Source organism: Paraburkholderia flava (assembly GCF_004359985.1).
Taxonomy (GTDB): domain Bacteria; phylum Pseudomonadota; class Gammaproteobacteria; order Burkholderiales; family Burkholderiaceae; genus Paraburkholderia; species Paraburkholderia flava.
Window position 1 is genome coordinate 1,080,820 of the sequence record NZ_SMRO01000003.1, and the last position, 20,661, is coordinate 1,101,480.

At 64.3% G+C, this 20,661-nt stretch carries 18 protein-coding genes; 12 read left to right on the forward strand and 6 right to left on the reverse strand.

Annotation, left to right across the window (positions count from 1 at the left end; all coding sequences use genetic code 11):
• Positions 1–18: 18 nt before the first annotated feature.
• Positions 19–2,388 carry a xanthine dehydrogenase molybdopterin binding subunit gene (xdhB, locus tag E1748_RS27380; protein ID WP_133650373.1) on the forward strand — a complete coding sequence of 790 codons (2,370 nt, stop codon included), beginning with the start codon at positions 19–21 and terminating at the stop codon, positions 2,386–2,388.
• Between the two features lie 44 nt (positions 2,389–2,432).
• Positions 2,433–2,987 carry a xanthine dehydrogenase accessory protein XdhC gene (xdhC, locus tag E1748_RS27385; RefSeq protein WP_240766841.1) on the forward strand — a complete coding sequence of 185 codons (555 nt, stop codon included), beginning with the start codon at positions 2,433–2,435 and terminating at the stop codon, positions 2,985–2,987.
• 18 nt (positions 2,988–3,005) lie between these two features.
• On the opposite strand, the gene E1748_RS27390 is transcribed toward xdhC, so the two are convergent.
• The 3 genes from E1748_RS27390 to E1748_RS27400 form a co-directional block, all read right to left on the reverse strand.
• Positions 3,006–3,968: a LysR substrate-binding domain-containing protein gene (locus tag E1748_RS27390; RefSeq protein ID WP_133650374.1), complete on the reverse strand. Its 963-nt coding sequence runs from the start codon at positions 3,966–3,968 to the stop codon at positions 3,006–3,008.
• A 165-nt stretch (positions 3,969–4,133) separates the two neighbouring features.
• Positions 4,134–4,778, reverse strand: coding sequence for a 2-hydroxychromene-2-carboxylate isomerase (locus tag E1748_RS27395; protein WP_133650375.1), 645 nt, complete (start codon positions 4,776–4,778; stop codon positions 4,134–4,136).
• Between the two features lie 106 nt (positions 4,779–4,884).
• Positions 4,885–6,315 carry a TAXI family TRAP transporter solute-binding subunit gene (locus E1748_RS27400; protein ID WP_133650376.1) on the reverse strand — a complete coding sequence of 477 codons (1,431 nt, stop codon included), beginning with the start codon at positions 6,313–6,315 and terminating at the stop codon, positions 4,885–4,887.
• Positions 6,316–6,922: 607 nt separating this feature from the next.
• Between E1748_RS27400 and E1748_RS27405 the strand changes: the two genes are divergently transcribed.
• On the forward strand, positions 6,923–7,273 hold the full coding sequence (locus tag E1748_RS27405; RefSeq protein ID WP_133650377.1) for a BON domain-containing protein: 351 nt from the start codon (positions 6,923–6,925) through the stop codon (positions 7,271–7,273).
• Between the two features lie 223 nt (positions 7,274–7,496).
• Positions 7,497–7,748 (forward strand): hypothetical protein, encoded by a 252-nt coding sequence (locus tag E1748_RS27410; protein WP_133650378.1) that lies wholly within the window; start codon positions 7,497–7,499, stop codon positions 7,746–7,748.
• Between the two features lie 27 nt (positions 7,749–7,775).
• Here the strand turns inward: E1748_RS27410 and E1748_RS27415 are convergent, their stop codons facing one another.
• Positions 7,776–8,564, reverse strand: a complete 789-nt coding sequence (locus E1748_RS27415; protein ID WP_133650379.1) for a sulfite exporter TauE/SafE family protein — start codon at positions 8,562–8,564, stop codon at positions 7,776–7,778.
• A gap of 219 nt (positions 8,565–8,783) precedes the next feature.
• Between E1748_RS27415 and rarD the strand changes: the two genes are divergently transcribed.
• Positions 8,784–9,662 carry an EamA family transporter RarD gene (gene rarD / locus E1748_RS27420; protein WP_133650380.1) on the forward strand — a complete coding sequence of 293 codons (879 nt, stop codon included), beginning with the start codon at positions 8,784–8,786 and terminating at the stop codon, positions 9,660–9,662.
• 3 nt (positions 9,663–9,665) lie between these two features.
• Here the strand turns inward: rarD and E1748_RS27425 are convergent, their stop codons facing one another.
• Complete coding sequence (locus E1748_RS27425) at positions 9,666–10,304, reverse strand: LysE family translocator (RefSeq protein WP_133650381.1); 639 nt, start codon at positions 10,302–10,304, stop codon at positions 9,666–9,668.
• Here E1748_RS27425 and E1748_RS27430 point away from each other — a divergent pair.
• The 7 genes from E1748_RS27430 to E1748_RS27460 all read left to right on the forward strand — a co-directional run bounded on the left by E1748_RS27430 (position 10,294) and on the right by E1748_RS27460 (position 19,913).
• Entirely contained in the window at positions 10,294–10,557 is a 264-nt protein-coding gene (locus E1748_RS27430) for a hypothetical protein (RefSeq protein ID WP_133650382.1), read from the forward strand. The genes E1748_RS27425 and E1748_RS27430 overlap by 11 nt on opposite strands.
• A 102-nt stretch (positions 10,558–10,659) precedes the next feature.
• Entirely contained in the window at positions 10,660–11,613 is a 954-nt protein-coding gene (locus tag E1748_RS27435) for a LysR family transcriptional regulator (protein WP_133650383.1), read from the forward strand.
• A 297-nt stretch (positions 11,614–11,910) separates the two neighbouring features.
• Positions 11,911–12,222, forward strand: coding sequence for a hypothetical protein (locus E1748_RS27440; RefSeq protein WP_133650384.1), 312 nt, complete (start codon positions 11,911–11,913; stop codon positions 12,220–12,222).
• On the forward strand, positions 12,219–12,731 hold the full coding sequence (locus E1748_RS27445) for a DUF2844 domain-containing protein (protein ID WP_133650385.1): 513 nt from the start codon (positions 12,219–12,221) through the stop codon (positions 12,729–12,731). The genes E1748_RS27440 and E1748_RS27445 overlap by 4 nt, the downstream gene beginning before the upstream one ends.
• 11 nt (positions 12,732–12,742) lie before the next feature.
• Positions 12,743–14,074 carry a DUF3443 domain-containing protein gene (locus E1748_RS27450; protein WP_133650386.1) on the forward strand — a complete coding sequence of 444 codons (1,332 nt, stop codon included), beginning with the start codon at positions 12,743–12,745 and terminating at the stop codon, positions 14,072–14,074.
• A gap of 465 nt (positions 14,075–14,539) precedes the next feature.
• Positions 14,540–16,945 carry a GH92 family glycosyl hydrolase gene (locus tag E1748_RS27455; protein WP_133650387.1) on the forward strand — a complete coding sequence of 802 codons (2,406 nt, stop codon included), beginning with the start codon at positions 14,540–14,542 and terminating at the stop codon, positions 16,943–16,945.
• Positions 16,946–17,012: 67 nt separating this feature from the next.
• Positions 17,013–19,913: a glycoside hydrolase family 2 protein gene (locus tag E1748_RS27460; protein WP_133650388.1), complete on the forward strand. Its 2,901-nt coding sequence runs from the start codon at positions 17,013–17,015 to the stop codon at positions 19,911–19,913.
• A gap of 30 nt (positions 19,914–19,943) precedes the next feature.
• Here E1748_RS27460 and E1748_RS27465 read toward each other — a convergent pair whose 3' ends face one another.
• A complete protein-coding gene (locus E1748_RS27465; RefSeq protein WP_133650389.1) occupies positions 19,944–20,513 on the reverse strand; it encodes a YbhB/YbcL family Raf kinase inhibitor-like protein in 570 nt (189 codons plus the stop codon).
• Between the last annotated feature and the right edge of the window lie 148 nt (positions 20,514–20,661).

A 20,661-nucleotide genomic window follows, 5' to 3' on the forward strand; every position in this document is an offset into this window, starting at 1 on the left:
ATACGGAGAACCATTCGAATGAACCAGCAAGCTGAACCGTTTCTGAAGGACGCGCAGAGCCTCGAGGGCTTCACGCAGGTCCACGTGTCGCGTCCGCATGAATCCGCGCATCTGCATGTGAGCGGCCGCGCGACCTATACCGACGACATCCCGGTCCTCGCGGGCACGCTGCACGCCGCGCTCGGGCTGTCGGCGAAAGCGCATGCGCGGATCGTGTCGATGTCGCTCGACGCGGTGCGCGCGACGCCCGGCGTGATCGCCGTGCTGACTGCCGGCGATATCCCCGGCGTGAACGACGTCGCGCCGATCGTGCATGGCGACGATCCGATTCTCGCCGACGGCGAAGTGCAGTACGTCGGTCAACCGATGTTCATCGTCGTCGCGACGTCGCACGATATCGCGCGGCTTGCGGCGCGACGCGGTGAGGTCGTCTACGAGGAACTGCCCGCGATCCTCACCGCGCAGCAGGCACGTGCCGCCGATGCGCGCGTGATCCCGCCGATGAAACTCGCGCGTGGCGATGCCGGCACGAAGATCGCGCGTGCCTCACATCGCGAAGCCGGTGAAATGCTGCTCGGCGGGCAGGAGCAGTTCTATCTGGAAGGGCAGATTTCGTATGCGGTGCCGAAGGACGACGACGGCATGCACATCTGGTGCTCGACGCAGCATCCGACCGAAATGCAGCACCTCGTCGCGCACACGCTCGGCATCGCGTCGCATAACGTGCTGGTCGAATGCCGACGGATGGGCGGCGGCTTCGGCGGCAAGGAATCGCAGTCGGCGCTGTTCGCGTGCTGCGCGGCGCTCGCCGCGTGGAAGCTGCTGTGTCCGGTGAAGCTGCGGCCGGACCGCGACGACGACATGATGGTCACCGGCAAGCGCCACGATTTCCACTACACGTACGAAGTGGGCTACGACGACGCGGGCACGATCGAAGGCGTGTCGGTCGACATGACGTCGCGCTGCGGTTTCTCCGCCGATCTGTCCGGTCCGGTGATGACGCGCGCCGTCTGCCATTTCGATAACGCGTACTGGTTGCCCGACGTGTCGATCGCGGGCTTCTGCGGCAAGACGAACACGCAGTCGAACACGGCGTTTCGCGGCTTCGGCGGTCCGCAGGGCGCGTTCGCAATCGAATACATCTTCGACGACGTCGCGCGTTCGCTCGATCTCGATCCGCTCGACGTGCGGCGCCGCAACCTGTACGGCAAGACTGAGCGCAACCGGACGCCGTACGGTCAGGAGATCGAAGACAACGTGATTCACGAGCTGCTCGACGAACTCGAATCGACCAGCGACTATCGCGCGCGCCGCGCAGCCATCCGCGAATTCAATGCGAACAATGTGGTGCTGAAGAAAGGCATCGCGATCACGCCGGTCAAGTTCGGCATCGCGTTCAACGTCACGCACTTCAACCAGGCGGGCGCGCTCGTCCATATCTACACCGACGGCTCGGTGCTCGTGAATCACGGCGGCACGGAGATGGGTCAGGGCTTGAACACGAAGGTCGCGCAGGTCGTCGCGCACGAACTCGGCATTCCGTTCGCACGTGTGCGCGTCACGGCGACCGATACGAGCAAGGTCGCGAATACATCGGCGACAGCGGCATCGACGGGTTCGGATCTGAACGGCAAGGCCGCGCAGGATGCGGCGCGCCAACTGCGCGAACGGCTCGCTGCATTTGCTGCCGAGCGCTACGGCGCAGGCCAGGTCGCAGCCGGCGATGTGAGGTTCGCGAACGGTGCGGTCGGTGTCGGCGGCGCGATCCTGCCATTCGACGAAATCGTCGCGAAGGCGTATCTCGCGCGCGTGCAACTGTGGTCTGATGGTTTCTACGCGACGCCGAAACTGTACTGGGATCAGGCGACGCTGCAGGGTCGGCCGTTCTACTACTTCTCTTACGGCGCGGCGGTGTCGGAAGTCGTGATCGATACGTTGACCGGCGAGATGCGCGTGCTGCGCGCCGATGTATTGCACGACGTCGGCTCGTCGCTGAATCCGGCGCTCGACATCGGTCAGGTCGAAGGCGGTTTCATTCAGGGGATGGGCTGGCTCACCACCGAGGAACTGTGGTGGAACGCGGGCGGCAAGCTGATGACGCACGCTCCGTCCACGTACAAGATTCCGACCGTCAACGACACGCCGCCCGATTTCCGCGTGAACCTGTTCAAGAACCGCAATGCGGAGGACAGCATCCATCGGTCGAAGGCTGTAGGAGAGCCGCCGCTGCTGCTGCCGTTCTCGGTGTTCTTCGCGATCCGCGACGCGGTCGCGAGTGTCGCCGACTACAAGGTTAATCCGCCGCTGAACGCACCGGCGACGGCCGAGGAAATTCTCAAGGCGGTCGGCGCGGTGCGCCGTGCTGCTTCTTCTGCGAGCGCATCGTGATCGGGGGGCTCGACGGATGGCGTGCGCGCGCCGACACGAATGCCGTGCGCCGCATCGGCCGCCGCAACGACCCGCCGTCGCAACCGCGTGCACCGATGCACATCGTGCTGTTCGGCGCGGGGCACGTCGGTCATGCGCTGGTGACGCTGCTCGGCACGTTGCCGTGCGTCGTCCAGTGGGTCGACGAACGCGACGAGTTGTTCCCCGACGAGGTGCCGGCGAACGTGCAGGTCGAAGCGACCGACACGCCCGACGCGATCGTCGACAGCGTGCCGGCCGGCGCGTACTTCCTCGTGATGACGCACAATCACGCGCTCGATTTCGCGCTCGCTGCGCGGATCATGCGACGACGCGACTTCACGTACTTCGGGATGATCGGGTCGAAGACGAAGCGCGTGAAGTTCGAGCGCCGGTTGATCGATCGCGGTGTCGAGCCCGAACGGCTCGCGGAAATGATCTGTCCGATCGGCGTGTCCGGCATTGTCGACAAGGCGCCGCCTTCGATTGCGCTGGCTGTGTGCGCCGAGTTGCTGCAGATCCGCTCGCAGCAGGGGCAGGGCATGGCCACGACACTGCGCGGTCTCACCGCAAACGTCTGACGCACATTGCGTTGTTGTTCAGTCTCGCGCCGCCTGGCGCGTACGCCGCGTCCCTTTCGCGACGAGCTTCGCCGACACCTGCGCCATCAACCCACGCAGCCAGCCGATGTCGCTCGGCCGGTCCGGCTGCGGATGCCACAGCTGATAACACTTGATCCGTGGAAACGGAATCGGCGCATCGACGACTGCGAGCGGCAGCAGATGCGCGTAGTGCATCGCGAAGCGCCGCGTCGTCGTGAAGATCAGATCCGATTGCAGCAGCACCTGCGGCACGAGTCCGAAGTACGGCAGCGTCGTGACGACGCGGCGTTCGGCGCGTGCCTTCGCGAGACCGCTGTCGATCGCGCCGCCGCGTCCGCCGCTGTACGGCGTCGGCGCGAGGTGCGGTGCCGCGAGATAGGCCTCGCGCGTGAGCGGCGCCTGCGCGAGCGGATGATCCGCGCGCATCATGCACACGACCGTATCGGAGAACAGATCGCTGCGCGCAAAGCGCGGGTCGGGCTTCGGCCAGTTGCCGATCACGAGATCGAGTTCGCCGGCATCGAGCGCGGCGAGGTGATCGAGCGTCGGGTTCAGCGAATCGATTTCCAGATGCGCATGCGGCGCGGCCTCGCGAAACTGCGCGATCACGGTCGGCATGAAGAAGTCGTTCAGATAATCCGGCGCGGCGACGCGGAACGTGCGCCGCGAACGCAGCGGATCGAAATCGCCGTGGGGTGTCGCGACGAAATCGACTTCGCGCAGCACGCGCTGCGCGGACGGCAGCAGCGATGCGCCGTACTCGGTCGGCACCATGCCGGATTTGCCGCGCACGAGGATCGGGTCGTTCAGCGTTTCGCGCAGCTTGCGCAACGCGGTGCTGATCGCTGGCTGCGTCTGGTTCAGGCGCAGCGCCGTCTGCGTCACGCTGCGCTCGACCAGCAGCGTGCGCAATACGCGCACGAGCCAGATGTCGAGAGAGGCGGCGGTGTCGTCGTCCATGTTCAGGCGGGGCCAGGCGGGCTCATCGAAAGCGGTGCGCCGGACCGCCGGACGGACGGTGCGCGCGCGAGGTCGCGAAGTCCATAACCTTAGGCCCTTTGACGCCTGCCGGCATAGCGCGCACGGTATGGCCGGCATCAGAGGCCAGGCGAGCAGCGGTCCTGCTCAGGGCTTCGCCAGCCCCGACGGCAGCGCGCTGATCCGCTTCACTTCCTTCGATTCGAGCCAGTTCGGCGTGCGCGCGCAATAGAGCACCATCGGCAGCGCGTCTTCACCCCAGAACAGCTGGTTGTTCAGACGGAAGGTCGGCGTGCCGAATACGCCAAGCGCGATCGCATCGGCGGTATTGCGTTGCAGTTGCGCGGTCGCTTCCTCGCGTTCGATCAGTGCCGCGCCATCGGACACGCCGATGCGCTCGCACAGCAGCGCGAAGCCTTCGTCCGTCGACGGATCGCGGCCCTCGCGCCAGATGAAGCGGTAGATCTCGCGCACGCACGCGAGGTCGGCTTTCGCGGCGACCGCGAGCAGCATCGGCTTCAGCGAATCGAACGGATGCGCGGGCGGCATCTTGAACTGAATGCCCAGTTGCTCCGCGCGAAACAGCGCATGGCGATACGTGAACACGCGTTTCGCGGGGATTTCGTACGCACTACGCGTCCCCCAGTGCTCATACAGACCGTGCAGCGACACGGGCACCATGACGAACCCCAGGTTCGGCCACTTGTCCTGCTGTTCGAGCAGCAGGTAGGAGAACGGCGAGACAAAGTCGAAAAACCACAGCGGCTGTCTGGCGTCGATGCCAACGGTCATGAATGTCTCCCGGATTGCTCATGCCGGCGGTCCGGGGACCGTCGACTCTTTTTCGATCTTACGCGGTGCGCGCTGTCCGCGCAGCGATTTCGGCGCGCGGGCGTCGTCATGCCGATTGCGGAGGGACGGTGCTGCCGGCAGCGTCTCTGTCGTCGTCGCCTTCGTCAGGCGCCGACGTCTCGCGCGGCGTGCGCGACAACCGGTCGCGCACGAAGCCGATATGCTCGCGCAGCACGTAGAACTGGTCGGCGTACGCGAGCGGCATCTTCAGGCCGTTCACCGATTCCTCGATCGAGTCGAGCTTGTCGAGCAGCGTCTCGCGCTCGGTGGCCGAGGTTTCGCTGAGCGCGCCGCGCTCGATCGCGATCAACGCGCCGTACCAGCGATAGATGCGTGACTTCACCCGCCACGCGTACAGCGACGGCACGAGCCGCAGCCCCGGAATCAGCACGACGATCAGCGGCACCAGCACGACCAGCAAACGGTCTGCGAGACTCGCGAGCCAGAACGGCAGGATCCGGTACAGGAAGCTCTTGCCCGACTTGTAGTAGCGCGCGGCGTCGTCGCTGATCGGGAAGTCGTGCGCGAGCGGTGCGGGGAATTCGCCCGCGCGCTGCATCACGCCAGCTTTGCCGTGCACTTCGCGAGCGGCTTCGATCAGCAGATCGGACAGGGCGGGGTGTAGCGAATCGCGTGCGACCAGTTCGGCGGTCGGCGCGACCATGTGGATCGTCGTCGACGGCAGGTTCTTGCCGAGATCGAATGCGCCCGGCGGCAGATCGACCGACGTCAGATACGGGAAGCGCCGCGTGTACGCATCGGCCTGCGTGAAGTTGTAGAACTGGATGCCCGGTGTGCGGTACAGCTTGCCCATCACCGGCGGCTGCGCTGAGTCGCCGGTCAGGAACGCGGCGTCGATCTTGCCGGTGACGAGCGCCTGCGCAGCATCGTCGCCGGAGAGCGGCAGCAGTTTCGTCGGGCCGTCGTCGGGCACGATGCCGTTGGCCTTCAGCAACGCGAGCGCGAGTTCGCGGGTGCCGCTGCCTTCCGCGCCGATCGCGAGGCGCTTGTCCTTGAACTCGGAGAGCCGCGCGATCGTCGGACCGCGATAGAAAATCGCGAGCGGCACGTACGACACGCTGCCGAGCGACACGAGACCATTGCGCGACGCGGTCGGCGCGATGCCGTCCTGCACGAAGCCGACGTCGACATCGGCGTTCGGATCGGTGAGGCGCTTCAGGTTGTCGAGTGCGCCTTCCGACGTGAGCACGACGAGCTTCACGCGATTGCGCGCGAGGATCGTCTTGTACTTCTGCGCGGCGTTCCAGAACGTGCTGCCCTTCGGGCCGGCACTGATCGTCAGCGTGTCGGGCGGGGCCGGCTGGATCAGCCGCACGGCGAGCCAGATCGCGGCGGCACTGATCAGCACGATCGGCCCGAACGACACGGCCAGGTCGCGCCACGAGATCGCCACGAAGCGGGCGACGAGGCGCGGCCTTTTACGGGGAGAGGAGTCGGAACCCTTCGAAGGTCTCATTCGGTCGAGTGGCGAAACGCGCGCCGCCGCACAGCAGCGGACGCTTAAAAAAGCCTGCAGCGTGGGCCTGCCGCCCAATGCCGGGTGTGCTTAGGCCTGCCGCGTATGTTCGCGCCGATGGTACATGAGATGCCGGGGCCACGGCACGGCCCGATGCCGGCAGGTGGGACAAACGCGTAACAAATCGTGAGTGCGGCTGGTTGGCGGGCGCGGGCGATGCGTCGCGTCCACGTATCGGGACGGTGTCTCATCGCGCGAAGCCGCACCGGCTGTTGCTCGCGGGCCGCCGGGCCCCTGCTGCTAAACCCTTTGCGCTTCTCGCGCGGCTAGATTAAATTGTGCATCGCTGCCGCTTTCAACGTTTGCGTGGCGCGACCCGGCGAGGAGGGAGTAGAACCGGGCCCGTCGCGAAACGATGCGGCATGCCGGCCGGCGCATCGTCACGAGGAGAGGATGGGGCGGCCGCGACTTCATGCCACTCGCAACCGTGTCGCAGACCAGGTCGGCTCGCTGCCGCGCCCCACAGGCGCCGCGCGAACCCGCCTCCGGTAGTCGTAACGAAACCGCCTGTAGATGCGGTCCAAACCGAAGTACAAAAGGAGAAATCATGAAATCGGTCGATTTTCTGAAAGCGTTGGGTGGTGTCGTAGCAGTGGTCGTCGCGTGCAACACGTACGCGCAATCGAGCGATGCGGGCACGACGATGGCGCCCGCCGCAACGACGAACACGAAGGCCGTCAAGAAGGCGGATCGTCAACTGGGTCGCAAGGTGCGTGCTGCGATCAGCAAGGCGCAAGGCGTCGACGTGTCGAACATCGCTGTGCGTTCGCGCGGCGGTGCTGTCACGCTGACGGGCTCGGTGCCCGATCAAGGCCAGATCGACAAGGCCGGCGATGCAGCGAAGGGCGTCGCGGGCGTGACGTCCGTGGCGAACAAGCTGTCGGTTCAGCAGCAATAAGCCACACGTCGTAGCGTTTGTGTCGTCCGGCTGCGTGCCGGCGATGCAGCGCATACGAAGTGCATGAGAACGGGCCCCGGCATATCGCCGGGGCCCGTTCTGTTTTAGCGGCTGGCGACGCCCGTAGTGCAAGCCTGTGCGAATGCATCGCGCACGTGGCCGATGACACACAAATTTCCTGGCTTCAGGCGTACTGTGTAGACGTGCAACGGGAGCAGACGCCATGGAACGGACGCTGGAGCGCTATACCGATTTGCCGATCGGCTCACGGGCCGCCTTCGAACTGGTGTGCGCACGGCATGGTTTCGCGCCCGCGCATTTCGACGTGACCGCCGGCGCCGATCCGGACGATGCCGCGCATCGTCCGCTGGTCACGATCCGGCGCGGCCGCTGGGCGCAGTCGTATATCGCCGACGAGGCGGGTCACTGGGTGCGGGAGTTCGAGACCGATCTGAACTGCCGGTTTTTCAAGTAGACGTTATTTCAGCGCTTATTGCTGCATTCACGCGAGCACCAGCCGCACGCCGACGAGCGTCAGCGTCGCAGCGAGGATATTGCGCAACAGCGCGTCCGGTGCACGCGACGACAGCATGCTGCCCACCGCAATACCCGGCAGTGAACCGGTCAGCAGCGACAGCAGCATCGACCAGTCGATCGAACCCAGCAGCCAGTGCCCCGCGCCTGCGAGCAGCGTGAGCGGCACCGCGTGCGCGACGTCGGAGCCGACGATGCGCGTCGTGCGTAGCGTCGGGTAAAGCAGCAACAGCACCGTCACGCCGATCGCGCCCGCTCCCACCGACGTGAGCGAGACCAGCACGCCGAGCACCGCACCGGTGAGCATTGTCAGCGCGAGCGTGCGTCCCTGGTTCGGTGCGCGTTCGCGCCGCGCGGCCAGCCGTGCGAGCTGCGGCCGGAAGATCAGCGCGATCGAGGTGACGAGCAACGCCGCGCCGAGCACGACCTGGATCAGGCGACTCGCGCCCGGCGTATCCATCCCGTAGCGATGCAGCATCAGCAGCGTGATCGTCGCGGCGGGCACGCTGCCGGCCGCGAGCCGAGCCGTGACCTGCCAGTCGACTGAACCCTTCAGCCCATGCACGAGCGTGCCGGTCGCTTTCGTCGCGGCCGCGTACAACAGGTCCGTGCCGACCGCGGTGGCCGGATGCACGTGGAACAGCAGCACGAGGATCGGTGTCATCAGCGAGCCGCCGCCGACACCCGTCAGTCCGACCAGGAAGCCGACAGCGAGGCCGGAGAGCGAGTACAGCGGATCGATGTGGGGAAGAACCATTGCGCGGACCGCGGACGGTCGTAGGGAAACGGGTTGCAAGGCGCGGCGGGAAGGTCGGTGCGATAAGGCGCTCGACGGGTCCGGCCTGGCGGCGAAAGAGCGCTATTGTCGCAAAACCGGGGCCATCGTGTATGCCGGTGTTCTGGACTCGCCGGACGACGGCTTACAATCGGGCTTCGCCTCTCCGTTCGAAGACCCCTCCGCCCAACCGGTAAAACAATGAATCCCGGCGTCGTCTACGCGTTTCTCGCTTTTACCCTGTGGGGCCTCTTCCCGATCTACTTCAAGGCGCTGCACCAGATCTCCCCGCTCGAGATGCTGTCGCACCGGATGATCTGGTCGATGCTGTTCCTGTTCGTCGTGCTCACCGTGCGGCTGCAGTGGCGCTGGCTCGGACCGGTGCTGCGCGACCGTCGGCTCCTCGCGCGCTTCGCCGCAAGCGCGGTGCTGCTGTCGACCAACTGGGGTATCTATATCTGGGCGGTGAATGCTGGCCATATCGTCGAGGCGAGTCTCGGCTACTTCATCAATCCGTTGATCAACGTGCTGTTCGGGCTCGCGTTTCTCGGCGAGCGGTTGCGTCGTCTGCAGTGGGTGTCGGTGGCGATCGCGACCGGCGGTGTCGTGTGGCTCTCGTGGCAGGGCGGCCATCTGCCGTGGATCAGTTTGGCGCTCGCGCTGTCGTTCGGCGGTTATGGGCTGCTGCGCAAGACCGCGCAGCTGGGCGCGCTCGAAGGGCTCACGCTCGAAACGGTGATGCTGTTTCCGCTCGCGCTGCTATACCTCGGCTGGCTGGCGGCGCACGGCGATAGCGGCTTTGTCGCGGCGTCGCCGGGCGTGCGGTTTCTGCTTGCGCTTGCGGGACCGATTACCGCCGTGCCGCTGCTGCTGTTCGCCGCAGGCGCGCGACGCATTCCGCTGTCGATGCTAGGCGTGCTCTTGTACGTGACGCCGACGCTGCAATTGCTGATCGGCGTGCTGATCTACTCGGAGCCGTTCGGCACGGGGCGGATGATCGGTTACGGCGCGATCTGGATCGCGCTCGCGGTGTATTCGCTCGAAGGGATCTGGCGGGCGAAGAAAACCGCGCGCGCGTGAACGTCAGATCGCGCGACGGATCTCGACGACGCCAAACGCCGCAAGCGCGACACCGGCCGCACGGTCGATCAGCGTCCGCACGCGGCTACCGACCGCATGCCGCGCGAGCGACACCACCGTCACGAGAAAACACCACCACGCGATCGATCCGCAGAACACGCCCGCGACCGTCGTCAACGCGACGCTCGATGAAAACGGTCCGCGCGGTGCCAGCGTCGCAAACAGCGCGGCGAACATGATGACCGTCTGCGGGTTGGTGAGCGTCAGCAGAAACGCGCCGCCGTACGCGCGCAACGCGCCCGCGCGGCCGATCTTCGCGAGCGCGGCACCTTCGGTTTCGCTATCGGCGGCGGGTGCCTTCTGCAGCAATGCGCGCACGCCGAGGTACAGCAGGAACAGACCAGCAGCGAGATGCAGCGGCCGGTCGAACGCCAGCATGAAGTGCGACACGCCGACGAGTCCGAGCGCCGCGACGAGTCCATAGAACGCGTCGCCGCTCGCGATCCCGAAGCCGATCGCGAGACCCGCGCGCGGGCCGGCCGTCAGCGTGCGACGGATGCACAGCATCCCCATTGCACCGATCGGTGCGGCTACCGCGAGACCCACGCCCGCTGCCGTGAGAAAAAGACCTGTGCTGGACATCGGTTCGGGCTCCCTGCTGGATTTGTTTTCGACTGACTGGATGGACGCGACGCGGCTCGATGCAACGCGACGCATCAGCATAGCGGCGTCGAATTCCGGCGGCAATGCGTTCGACAGATTGCACGTACGTCGCGACGACACCTCAATCGCGACCATCGCTCGGCGCCCAAAAAAACACTTCGTCGCGCCGCTCGCTCCGCAATCCTCACACCAATCGACGCTCCCCCAGCGTCCCTGGCGGCAAACCAGTTGAAGCGGAATCGCAAGGGACGCGTCAAGGTAGACCCGGGGTTAGATAATTGGGTCACCTTAATCATCATTGTTCCAGTTGGTTTAATAGTGGAGTGACGCGGTAATGGACCGGTTTCAGGAAATGCAGGTGTTCGTGCGGATCGCCGAGCGGCAAAGTTTTACGCAGGCCGCCGAGGATCTGCAGATCCCGCGTGCGACGGTAACGAACCTGCTGAAGCGAATGGAACGACGTCTTGGCACGCGACTGCTCGAACGCACGACGCGCACCGTGCGGCTCACGTCCGACGGCGATGCGTACTACCGACGCTGCGTCCGCCTGATCGCCGATCTCGAGGAAGCCGAGGGCGCGTTTCGTCACGCGGCACCGAAGGGTCTGCTGCGCGTGAATCTGCAGGGGACGCTCGCGCGACACTTCGTGATGCCGGCACTGCCCGAGTTTCTCGATCTCTATCCGGACATCGAACTGCACGTCGGTGAGGACGATCGTCTGGTCGACCTCGTGCGCGAAGGGATCGATTGCGTGTTGCGCGCGGGACATCTGCCGGACTCGTCGCTGGTCGCGGTGCGGGTCGCGCTGATGGAACAGGTGACGGTCGCGAGCCCTGTGTACCTGAAACGCTTCGGCGTGCCGGACAGTCTCGATACGTTGTCCGAACATCGTGCGGTGAACTACGTATCGAGCGCGACGGGCAAGCCCATGCCGCTCGAATTCGTCGTCGAAGGACGCGTGACCGAGATCGCGATGCACGGCACGATCTCGGTCACCGGCGCCGATCTGCACACCGGCGGCTCGGTCGCGGGGATCGGTCTCGTGCAGGTGCCGCGTTACCGGATCGCAAGCGAACTCGGCGACGGTCGACTCGTCGTCGTGCTTCCCGAGTTTCCTCCGCCGCCGATGCCGGTGTCCGTGTTGTATCCGCACAGCCGGCAACTGTCGTTAAGGGTTCGTGCGTTCGTGCAATGGATGCGCGACGCGTTTACGACGGCGACATCCGCTGGATGGACGATGCAGGATACGTCGTCGATGCCGCCCGCGAAACGTGCACCGCGCAGATAGTGCATTGATCGGTTAGCAGGTTTTAATGCTATACGCATGACAGTGCGCGACGTAATAGCTTCGTAATAAAAAATAATGCGGTAAGGATCTAAAGTCATCGACGGGCGCGTCGATAATTGGGCGTAAGAATTGTTCGTAACATTAGGCGACCGGGCTGGAGTGGGGACGGGACGAACACGAGAACAGGCAGGACAGCAAACGGGCAGTACACCGCAGTAAAAAAAACGTCGAACGACGTGCGGAAACGAGACCGCGCACGGAGCGACGAACAACAACACCGGATCGGACGGACGTCGCTTGAGCCAGGCGACGCAACAGCGGATGTCGAAATCGAGGAAAGCGCGGCGCGACGGCCAGCGCTTCGTTTTTCATGTGAGCATCGACGATCGCGCGGCGACATGCCGTGCGGTTGCGCGCATGGATGCGGTGCATCGCGCCGCCTCGTTCTGCACCACGACCATCGCGGCCATCGACTGTTACCTCCTCTCTTCATCCCGCCTGCGACGCAAACCGCAGCACACCTCATCGCAGTACCCGCTCCATCGCTGGTTCATCGGCGGAGCGCGGCATTCGACAATCCAGCAGCGACTTTCCTTGGGGACTACATGAAGCTTCGCATCCTTTGCAACGCGGCGGCGCTGGCGGCAGCGATCGCCGCCATCACGGCGACGCCCGCGCATGCCGCGCTCGGCGGCGCACCCACGTGGCCGGCGTCGGCAGTATCGAACGCGTCGAGCGCATCGAACGCATCCAGCAACGCAGGCACCATCGCCGTGCGACGCATGAGCGCGGTTGCCGTCGCGTACACGGTCAACTCGACGACGCTCGCGACCGGCACCGTCGTGCGCGAGTACGTCGGCCAGAACGGCAGCGTGTTCGCGATCGCGTGGCAAGGACCGCGGATGCCGCAACTCGGTACGTTGCTCGGCACGTACTTCCCCAGCTATGTGCAGTCGCTCGACGAAAATCGTTCTGCGCAGGGCAGCGGCATCAGTTCGGCGGTCGTGCAGCGCACCGATCTCGTCGTGCAGAGCGGCGGTCACATGGGCAACTTCTCGGGCCGCGCATGGTTGCCGGCCGTGTTGCCGAATGGCGTGACGACAGACGATATCCAATGATCGGGGGAAACATGAAACGCAAGTTTGTCTGGATGGCCGCGGCAGCGGGATTGTGTGCGGCGCTCGTCGCGTGCGGCGGCGGGGGCGGCAGTTCGTCGACGAGCACGACGAACAATGGTGGGACGAATACGGCGGGCACGAATACGCCGGCTACAACGACGACCACGACCAGCACGCTGGCTCCGCCGTTCGCGGATGCGACTGCGGTGCCGGTGTCGAGCAACGCAACGAACGCAGTGCCGATTCTTGTTTCGGCTGCGTTCGGGAGTAACAGCGTTCGCAATTTTCCGATGGTGAGCGTGACGGTTTGCACGGCGAATACGAATGCAGCGACGAACTGCTCGACGATTCCCAATGTGCTGCTTGATACGGGTTCATTCGGTCTGCGTTTGTTCGCGTCGGCGTTTCCTTCGGCGGCAGCGGTCACTGCGCTTGGCACTATCAACGTCGGCGGCGGTACGGCAGCGGAATGTGCCGGCTTCGGCTCCGGCGATACGTGGGGCACCGTGCGTGCTGCTGACGTGAAGATGTCGGGCGAGATCGCGCAGAACGTATCGATCCAGGTGATCAACGACACCGCGAACCTCAGTGCGACCATGCCAATCCTCTGCACGACCGGCAAGAGCATCACCGCCGTGTCGCAGCTCGGCGCAAACGGCATTCTGGGCATCGGTAACGCGCTGAACGACTGCGGCTCCGCGTGTGCGACGCAGGCTCTCTCCGGTGCGTACTACTCGTGCACGGGTGCGACGTGTACGTCGGTGGCAGTGCAGACCGCGCAGCAGGTCGCAAACCCGGTTGCCCGGTTCCCGACCGACAACAACGGCGTGATCGTCGAGATGGCGCAGGTCGCGGACACCGGAGCATCGACCGGAACCGGCACGCTCGTGTTCGGCATCGACACGCAGTCGAACAACGCACTGGCCGGCACGTCCGCGACGATCTTGCCGACCAACGACGCCGGCAACGTGACTGCAGTGTTCAACGGACGCACGTACACGAATCAGGCATTCATGGACACGGGATCGAACGGCCTGTTCTTCGCCGACTCGTCGCTACCGACGAACTCGAGCAGCTTTTTCATTCCGGCGAGCGCGACCGGTTTGACCGCGACGCTGGTCGGGGCCAACTCGGCCACCGCGCTCGTGGAGTTCAACGTGGGCAATGCGAACACGCTGTTCGCTTCGGGCAACTTCGCGTTCAACAACCTCGCGGCGACGGGTGCCGGCAGCGTCGATCTCGGCATTCCGTTTTACTACGGACGGCACGTGTATCACGGGATCGTCGGCAAATTGTCGACGGGCGGCGGTACCGGTCCGTACGTCGCCTATACGTCGAGCTGATGTGTCGTGACTGCCGCCGCGTCGCTTGATGACGCGGCGGCAGTGCTCTCTTTTTTCCAGCGCGCCGCTCTCTTGCGGCGCGTTTGCGTTTACGGCCCTCTGCGCTAGCGACCCGCGCACCGCGTTCTGAAACATCGACGTCGACCACGCTCCTCGATCGACTGGCCCCAAGCCGTCGACGCATGACGCGTGCAATAACGACGATAAAAAATCCCATCCTTTTTATCGATTAATGCGATACGGATTTAACAATTCGAATCGCATTTAATTGCCTGATCAATTCGCACAAATCATCCCATTTAGATGAATTTCTTGACCTCCGCAAATTCACGCGACTAAACTAAATAACGAATCGCTAATGCATTGATTTTCAAGATAATGTTTAGCGAATCAACGAAACATTCGTGTGTTATTCGTTTAGCGTAATTACTAAAACGACTAAACAGCATAAGAGCGGAGACGATAGTGAAGATAATCAGGGAGATTATCGTCGCGATATCTGCTGCCAGCATTCTTGCTGGTTGCGGAGGCGACGTGCATAACAGCGGCAATGCAAATGCGGTGATGACGCCGTCGCCCGGCGGCAGCATGACGAACACGCCTTCACCCATTACGGGCGGCAATGCGGGCGCATCCACCACGCCTACCTCGCCCACTATTACGCCGACGCAAACGCCCGTCGTGATGCAGTTGACGAAGTACGTCGACGAGCGCATCGGCACCAGCAACGGCGGCGCGACGTCGCTGCTCGCCGGACTGCCGTCTGGCATGGTTCAGTGGGGACCGGACACAGCGAAGGTCGGACCCAACAGCACATGGACCACGACCGGTTACTTCGACGGCGCGACGTCCATCAACGATTTCAGTCTGACCCACCTGAGCGGCACGGGCTGCGGCGACGGCGGCGGCGGACTGCCGGTCATGCCCGGCACAACGAGCGCGAGTTCCGGCGCATTCAGCAAGACGAACGAAACGACGAGGCCCGGCTACTACAGCGTGAAGCTGGACAACGGCATCCTGACGGAGCTGACGGCGACGCTGCGCAGCGGCCTCGGTCGCTTCACGTGGCCTGCGGGTCAAGCGCCGCAACTGACGCTGAACGCGCAATCGCATAACTACTCGTACGGCGGCAAGGTGGCGTGGGACAAGACGAACGCACCGACAGTCGTGTCGGGATCGTTCATGGGCGGCGGTTTCTGCAACGACGGCCAGCAGTACACAGTCTATTTCTACGCGACGTTCGATCAGCCGTTCACCGCTAGCGTCAAGAGCTCAAAAGCTACGCTGACGTTCAAGCCGGTCGCCAACAAGCCGCTGGTCGTCAACATGCGGGTCGGTCTTTCGTATGTGAGCATCCCGAACGCACAGGCCAACCTGGAGAAGGAGCAGGCCGACGCAAAAACCGGCAACCTCGTCACGTTCGACGCAGCCGCGGCGAACGCCGATGCCGCATGGAACACCCGCCTGAACACGATCCAGGTGAGCGGCGGCAGCGCCGACGACACGACCAAGTTCTACACCGCGCTGTATCACGCATCGCTTGCGCCGTCGGTGATCAGCGACGCGAACGGCGACTACCCCGTGTTCGGCAGCACGACCGGTCTCGACCAGAACGGCAAGCCCGCGCACGTCGGCAAGAACAGCGCGGGCCAGGATCAGGTGCAGTACTCGACGTTCTCGAGCTGGGACACCTATCGATCATTGATGCCGCTGCTTGCCATCATCGATCCGCGCGGCACGAGCGACATGATGCAGTCGCTGGTGAATGACGGCGTCGGGTGCGGGAACGCGTTTCCGCAGTGGATCGAAGGCACGAACTTCAGCAATGTGATGCCCGCCGATACCGTGTCGACCATCATCGCGCAGAGCTATCTGTACGGTGCGACCGATTTCGATAAGGCCAGCGCGCTGAAAATCATGCTCAACGACGAGACCAATCCGTCGGCGCAATGCGTGGGCATCGCGGTGCTGCCGGGACTCGACGACTACATGAGACTCGGCTATCTGCCGGACGACACGGGAATCGTCGTCGATTCGAGCCACAACAACGGCACCTCGTCGACCACGCTCGAATACGCAACCACCGACTTCGCCGTCTCACGCTTCGCGCAGGCGCTGGGCGATTCGACCAACGCAGCGATGCTGCTCGTGCGCTCGGCGAACTGGACCAGGCTGATGAAGGCGAATGCGACCCAGGTGAACGGCGTGTCGGCTACGCAGTTGCAGCCGCGCAATCAGGACGGCAGTTGGCCCGCGTACACGTCGAGCGATCCCGTCGAAGGCACCGCCGAGGAATACACATGGATGGTGCCGTTCAACATCGCCGGCCTGTTCAGCACGCTGGGCGGCGATCAGGCGGTGATCAGCCGGCTCACCGCATTCGAGCCGCAACTCGTGATGACCAACGAGCCGATGTTCGCGACGCCGTGGCTCTACAACTGGACGAGTCGTCCGGACAAGACGCAGGCGATCGTCGCGAATATCGCCGCGACGCAGTACCTGAACAGCCCGTCCGGCATTCCGGGTAACGACGACGAAGGCGCGACGTCCGGCTGGTTCGTGTGGGCCGCGCTCGGGCTCTATCCGATGATCCCGGGCACACCGGGCTTCACGGTCGCGAGTCCGCATTTCACGAGCGAGGTCATCTACTTCGGCAACGGCAAGACGCTGACGATCACCGCGAACACGCCGCAAACCTACATTCAGTCGATGAAGGTCAACAACGCTGCGTACAACAGCACGTGGCTGCCGTTCGATACCGTGAAAAACGGCGCGACGATCGACTTCAATCTGGGCGCGACCGCTCCGGTTCCCGTGTGGGGTGCGTACCCGTCGGCGCAACCGGTGCCGCCTTCTCCGGGAGGGGCGTAGGGCTCGCGTATCGACAGCATTTGCCATGACGTGCAGTCCATCGCAGCAAGAACCGAAGGAGCGTGACATGCAATCCGAACAGCGTCGTAAATTTCTCTTGTATAGCGCCGCGTTAACCGGCAACAGTGTGCTGGCGGCGTGTGGCGATGGGGTCGGTAGTCGCGCGACGGATGTATCGTCGGCAGGTGAGGCTGGGCAGACGTCGGGAACACCTGGAACGCCAGGCACGTCGCCGGGCGGGACCAGCGTCCCTGCCACGTCGCCGACGAACCTTGCCGCATCGAACGAGATCGCCGGACCGTGGACCTTCATCGCCGCATCGGATAGCCCGGCGCTCACCGGCGCGCAACTCGCGAGCGCGAGCGGTGCGACCGGCATGTCGGCCGCGGTGGTGCCGGGCACCGCGCTCACCAGCATGATCGCGAACGGCAAGTACCCCGATCCGTTCTACGGCAAGATCGTCACCGACACGATCCCCGACACGCTGAAGGACACCGACTACTGGTATCGCACGACGTTCGCGACGCCGCCGCTGCGCGCGGGCCAACGTCTGTGGCTGCGCTTCGACGGCGTGAACTACCTGTCGACGATCTGGCTCAACGGCGCGCAGGTCGGCACGCTCGAAGGCGCGTTCAAGCACGGCTACTTCGACGTCACGAAACTCGTCGCAGCCGCGGGCGGCACCGCCTACCTGGCGGTGCGTGCGATCAAGCTCGATTACTCGGAAGGGCCGTTGAAGCCGAGCTATTCGAGCGGCGTCACGCGCGGCGGCCGCAACGGTGGTCCGACCGGCGTCACGCTGAAAAACGGCCCGACATTCTTCTGTACGTCGGGATGGGACTGGCTGCCGACGATCCCCGATCGCAATCTCGGCATCTGGCAGCCGGTGTCGTGGTTCACGACGGGCGCGGTGCGGATCGCGGATCTGCGCGTCGACAGCACGCTGTCCGACGATCTCGGCAGCGCTGCGCTGCAACTCGATCTGTCGCTCGACAACCGCTCCGGCACGGCGCTTACGGCGACCGTCACCGGCAAGATCGGCGGCGATATTTCGTTTAGCCACGACATCACGATTCCCGCTTCCGATCAACCGACAACAATCACACTGACCTCCGCCGACATCGCCGCGCTATCGATGTCGAATCCGAAGCTATGGTGGCCGAACGGCTATGGCGCGCCGAACCTGTACGCGGTGTCGGTATCGATCGCGCTGCAGGGTGTGGTGTCGGACACGCGCACTGTGAACATCGGATTGCGACGCATCGGCTACTCGCGCAGCATCGGCTTCGGCGCGCAGCTAAGCATTACGGTCAACAATCTGCCGATTCTCGTGATGGGCGGCAACTGGGGGCTCGACGACGCGCTCAAGCGCATTCCGCGCGAGCGGTTGTTCGATCAGGTGCGACTGCATCGCGATGCGAACCTGAACCTGATTCGCAACTGGAACGGGCAGAGCACGAGCCGCGATTTCTTCGATGCGTGCGACACGTACGGCATTCTCGTGTGGCAGGACTTCTTCTTTTCGACCGAAGGACCGGCGCCGGTCAACACGACGCGCGACCTCGACAACATTCGCGACGTGATCGTCCATTCGCGCAATCATCCGTCGATCCTGCTGTGGTGCGGCGGTAACGAGGGCTCGCCGCCGGCGGCGCTCGTCAGTGGGCTCGACTCGCTCGTGAAGGAACTCGATCCGAAGCGCCTGAGCCTGACGAGTTCCGCAGGCGATACCGGCAGCGGCGCAGTGAACGGCTATTCGTCCGGCGGACCGTACAACTGGGCGACACCGAAAGCGGCGTTCGGTCGTGGCTATGGTGCGTCGAGCACGGCGTTTCACAACGAGGTCGGCTCGCATTCGATCCCGACACTCGAATTCGTTCAGGCGATGTTGCCGTCGACGTCATGGGAATGCCCCGACGATTTCTGGGCGGACCGCGACATCAACGGCAACGGCGCGTTTCTCGCAGGGGATCAGGGCGGCGCGGGCTACATCGCGGCGACGGCTGCGCGCTACGGCGCGATCGTCAATCTCGCCGACTTCGTGCGCAAAGCGCAGATGATGAACTACGAGTGCATCAAGTCGATCTACGAAGCGAACGCCGCCGTGATGATCGGCCCGGCCAGCGGCAAGGTCACGTCGCCGGCGACCGGCGTGATCATGTGGATGACGAACCCCGCGCAACCGAGCTTCGTCTGGCAGATGTACAGCCACGATCTCGAACAGCATTCGTCGTTCTTCGCGGTTCAGCACGGCTGTCGCCGCGTCAACGCGATTCTCGACGCGAATACGTTCGACGTGAAAATCGCCAACCATACGGCGAAGTCCGTGTCGGGCAGCCTCGAGATGCGCGTGTACAACCTGGACAGCACGCTCGCCGGCAAGGCGGTCACGCAGAACGTCGTGAGCGTGGCGGCCTCGTCGTATCAGCTTGCGGCGAACTTGGGCACGCAGATCGCGGCCGCGACGTCCGACGTGTGCATCGTGACACTCGCGTTGCGTGATGCGAGCGGCGCGAGCGTTGCAGATAACTTCTACTGGTATCAGAAGAACGGTCAGGACGCGACCTACACGTCGCTCGACACGATGACGGCTGCGGCCGTTGCGATCAGCGCATCGAGCGCGGAGTTCGACGATTTCACCACGCGTATCACCGCAGTCGTGCAGAACACCGGCAGCACGATCGCGCTGATGACGCACCTGCAGCTGTTCAACCAGTCGAGCGGCCTGCGCATCCTGCCCGCGCTTTTCAGCGATAACTATCTCAATCTGCTGCCCGGCGCATCGACGCAGATCACGATCGATGTGCCGCACGCGAAGGGGCAGCCGGTTTCCGGTGCGGCGCTGCGTGTCGACGGATGGAAGCTCGATCGCGTGAAATCGAAGCTCGGGCTCGGTGGGGTGCCGGTGATTTTCAATGAGAACGCGCTTGCGGTGACGGGGCCGGTTGCGACGTTTGGCAAGTGCTAGGCCCACGAAGCGCGCTGCATTGAGTACGTGTCAACGCCCGTAGCGCAGCACGATGCTCGTCGCCGCGAGCACGTGATCCTTCAGCGCAGCGAGCAGCGCGTCGCGCGTGAGTCCGGCGGGCAGCGCATCGGGTGCGAGGTCGAGCGCGTAGGCCTGCACGACATAGTGATGCGCGATCTCGCCGACGGGCGGGCAGGGACCGTAGTAGCCGGGCTGTCCGGTGCGGTTCACGCCGCCGACGCTGCCTGCCGGCATCGGGCCGCCTTCCGCGAGCGAATCGACCGATGCAGGGATGCCGTACTGCACCCAGTGGACGATGCCGAGTCCCTTCGCGCCATCGGGATCGAAGATCGACACTGTGTAGCTGCGCGTGCCTGCGGGTGCATGCCGCCATTGCAGCGCAGGCGATACGTTGCCGCCGCCGCAATCGCGTGCGCTCGCGGCATGAGTCGCGGCGAGTGTCGCACCGTCGGTCAGGCCGGGTGAGGTGAGGACGAAGGCGTCGGCCGCGTGGGCGATCGGGGCGTGCAGCGCGAATGCGGTGGCGACGGCAGCGAAAGCCGCACGGCCGTGGGTACGGAACGCAATGGGTTGGGTCATCGTGGAGTCTCCGTCGATGGCGTGTCGAAACGTGGAAGAACGATGAGAACGAGGTGGCAGGCTGGATTATTCCGCCACGTACCGCCGCCTGATTCACGACAAAACTTTCGGCAGGTGGGTATCCTTTCGGCACGCCCCCTTTGCGACA

Excerpts from the sequence above, each read along its gene's own strand:
- E1748_RS27390 (WP_133650374.1), bottom strand. The coding sequence starts at position 3,968 with ATGGACGACGACACCGCCGCCTCTCTCGACATCTGGCTCGTGCGCGTA.
- E1748_RS27435 (WP_133650383.1), top strand. The coding sequence starts at position 10,660 with ATGGACCGGTTTCAGGAAATGCAGGTGTTCGTGCGGATCGCCGAGCGG.
- E1748_RS27395 (WP_133650375.1), bottom strand. The coding sequence starts at position 4,778 with ATGACCGTTGGCATCGACGCCAGACAGCCGCTGTGGTTTTTCGACTTT.
- E1748_RS27415 (WP_133650379.1), bottom strand. The coding sequence starts at position 8,564 with ATGGTTCTTCCCCACATCGATCCGCTGTACTCGCTCTCCGGCCTCGCT.
- xdhB (WP_133650373.1), top strand. The coding sequence starts at position 19 with ATGAACCAGCAAGCTGAACCGTTTCTGAAGGACGCGCAGAGCCTCGAG.
- E1748_RS27465 (WP_133650389.1), bottom strand. The coding sequence starts at position 20,513 with ATGACCCAACCCATTGCGTTCCGTACCCACGGCCGTGCGGCTTTCGCT.
- E1748_RS27425 (WP_133650381.1), bottom strand. The coding sequence starts at position 10,304 with ATGTCCAGCACAGGTCTTTTTCTCACGGCAGCGGGCGTGGGTCTCGCG.
- E1748_RS27450 (WP_133650386.1), top strand. The coding sequence starts at position 12,743 with ATGAAACGCAAGTTTGTCTGGATGGCCGCGGCAGCGGGATTGTGTGCG.
- E1748_RS27400 (WP_133650376.1), bottom strand. The coding sequence starts at position 6,315 with ATGAGACCTTCGAAGGGTTCCGACTCCTCTCCCCGTAAAAGGCCGCGC.
- E1748_RS27410 (WP_133650378.1), top strand. The coding sequence starts at position 7,497 with ATGGAACGGACGCTGGAGCGCTATACCGATTTGCCGATCGGCTCACGG.
- E1748_RS27445 (WP_133650385.1), top strand. The coding sequence starts at position 12,219 with ATGAAGCTTCGCATCCTTTGCAACGCGGCGGCGCTGGCGGCAGCGATC.
- E1748_RS27460 (WP_133650388.1), top strand. The coding sequence starts at position 17,013 with ATGCAATCCGAACAGCGTCGTAAATTTCTCTTGTATAGCGCCGCGTTA.
- rarD (WP_133650380.1), top strand. The coding sequence starts at position 8,784 with ATGAATCCCGGCGTCGTCTACGCGTTTCTCGCTTTTACCCTGTGGGGC.
- E1748_RS27405 (WP_133650377.1), top strand. The coding sequence starts at position 6,923 with ATGAAATCGGTCGATTTTCTGAAAGCGTTGGGTGGTGTCGTAGCAGTG.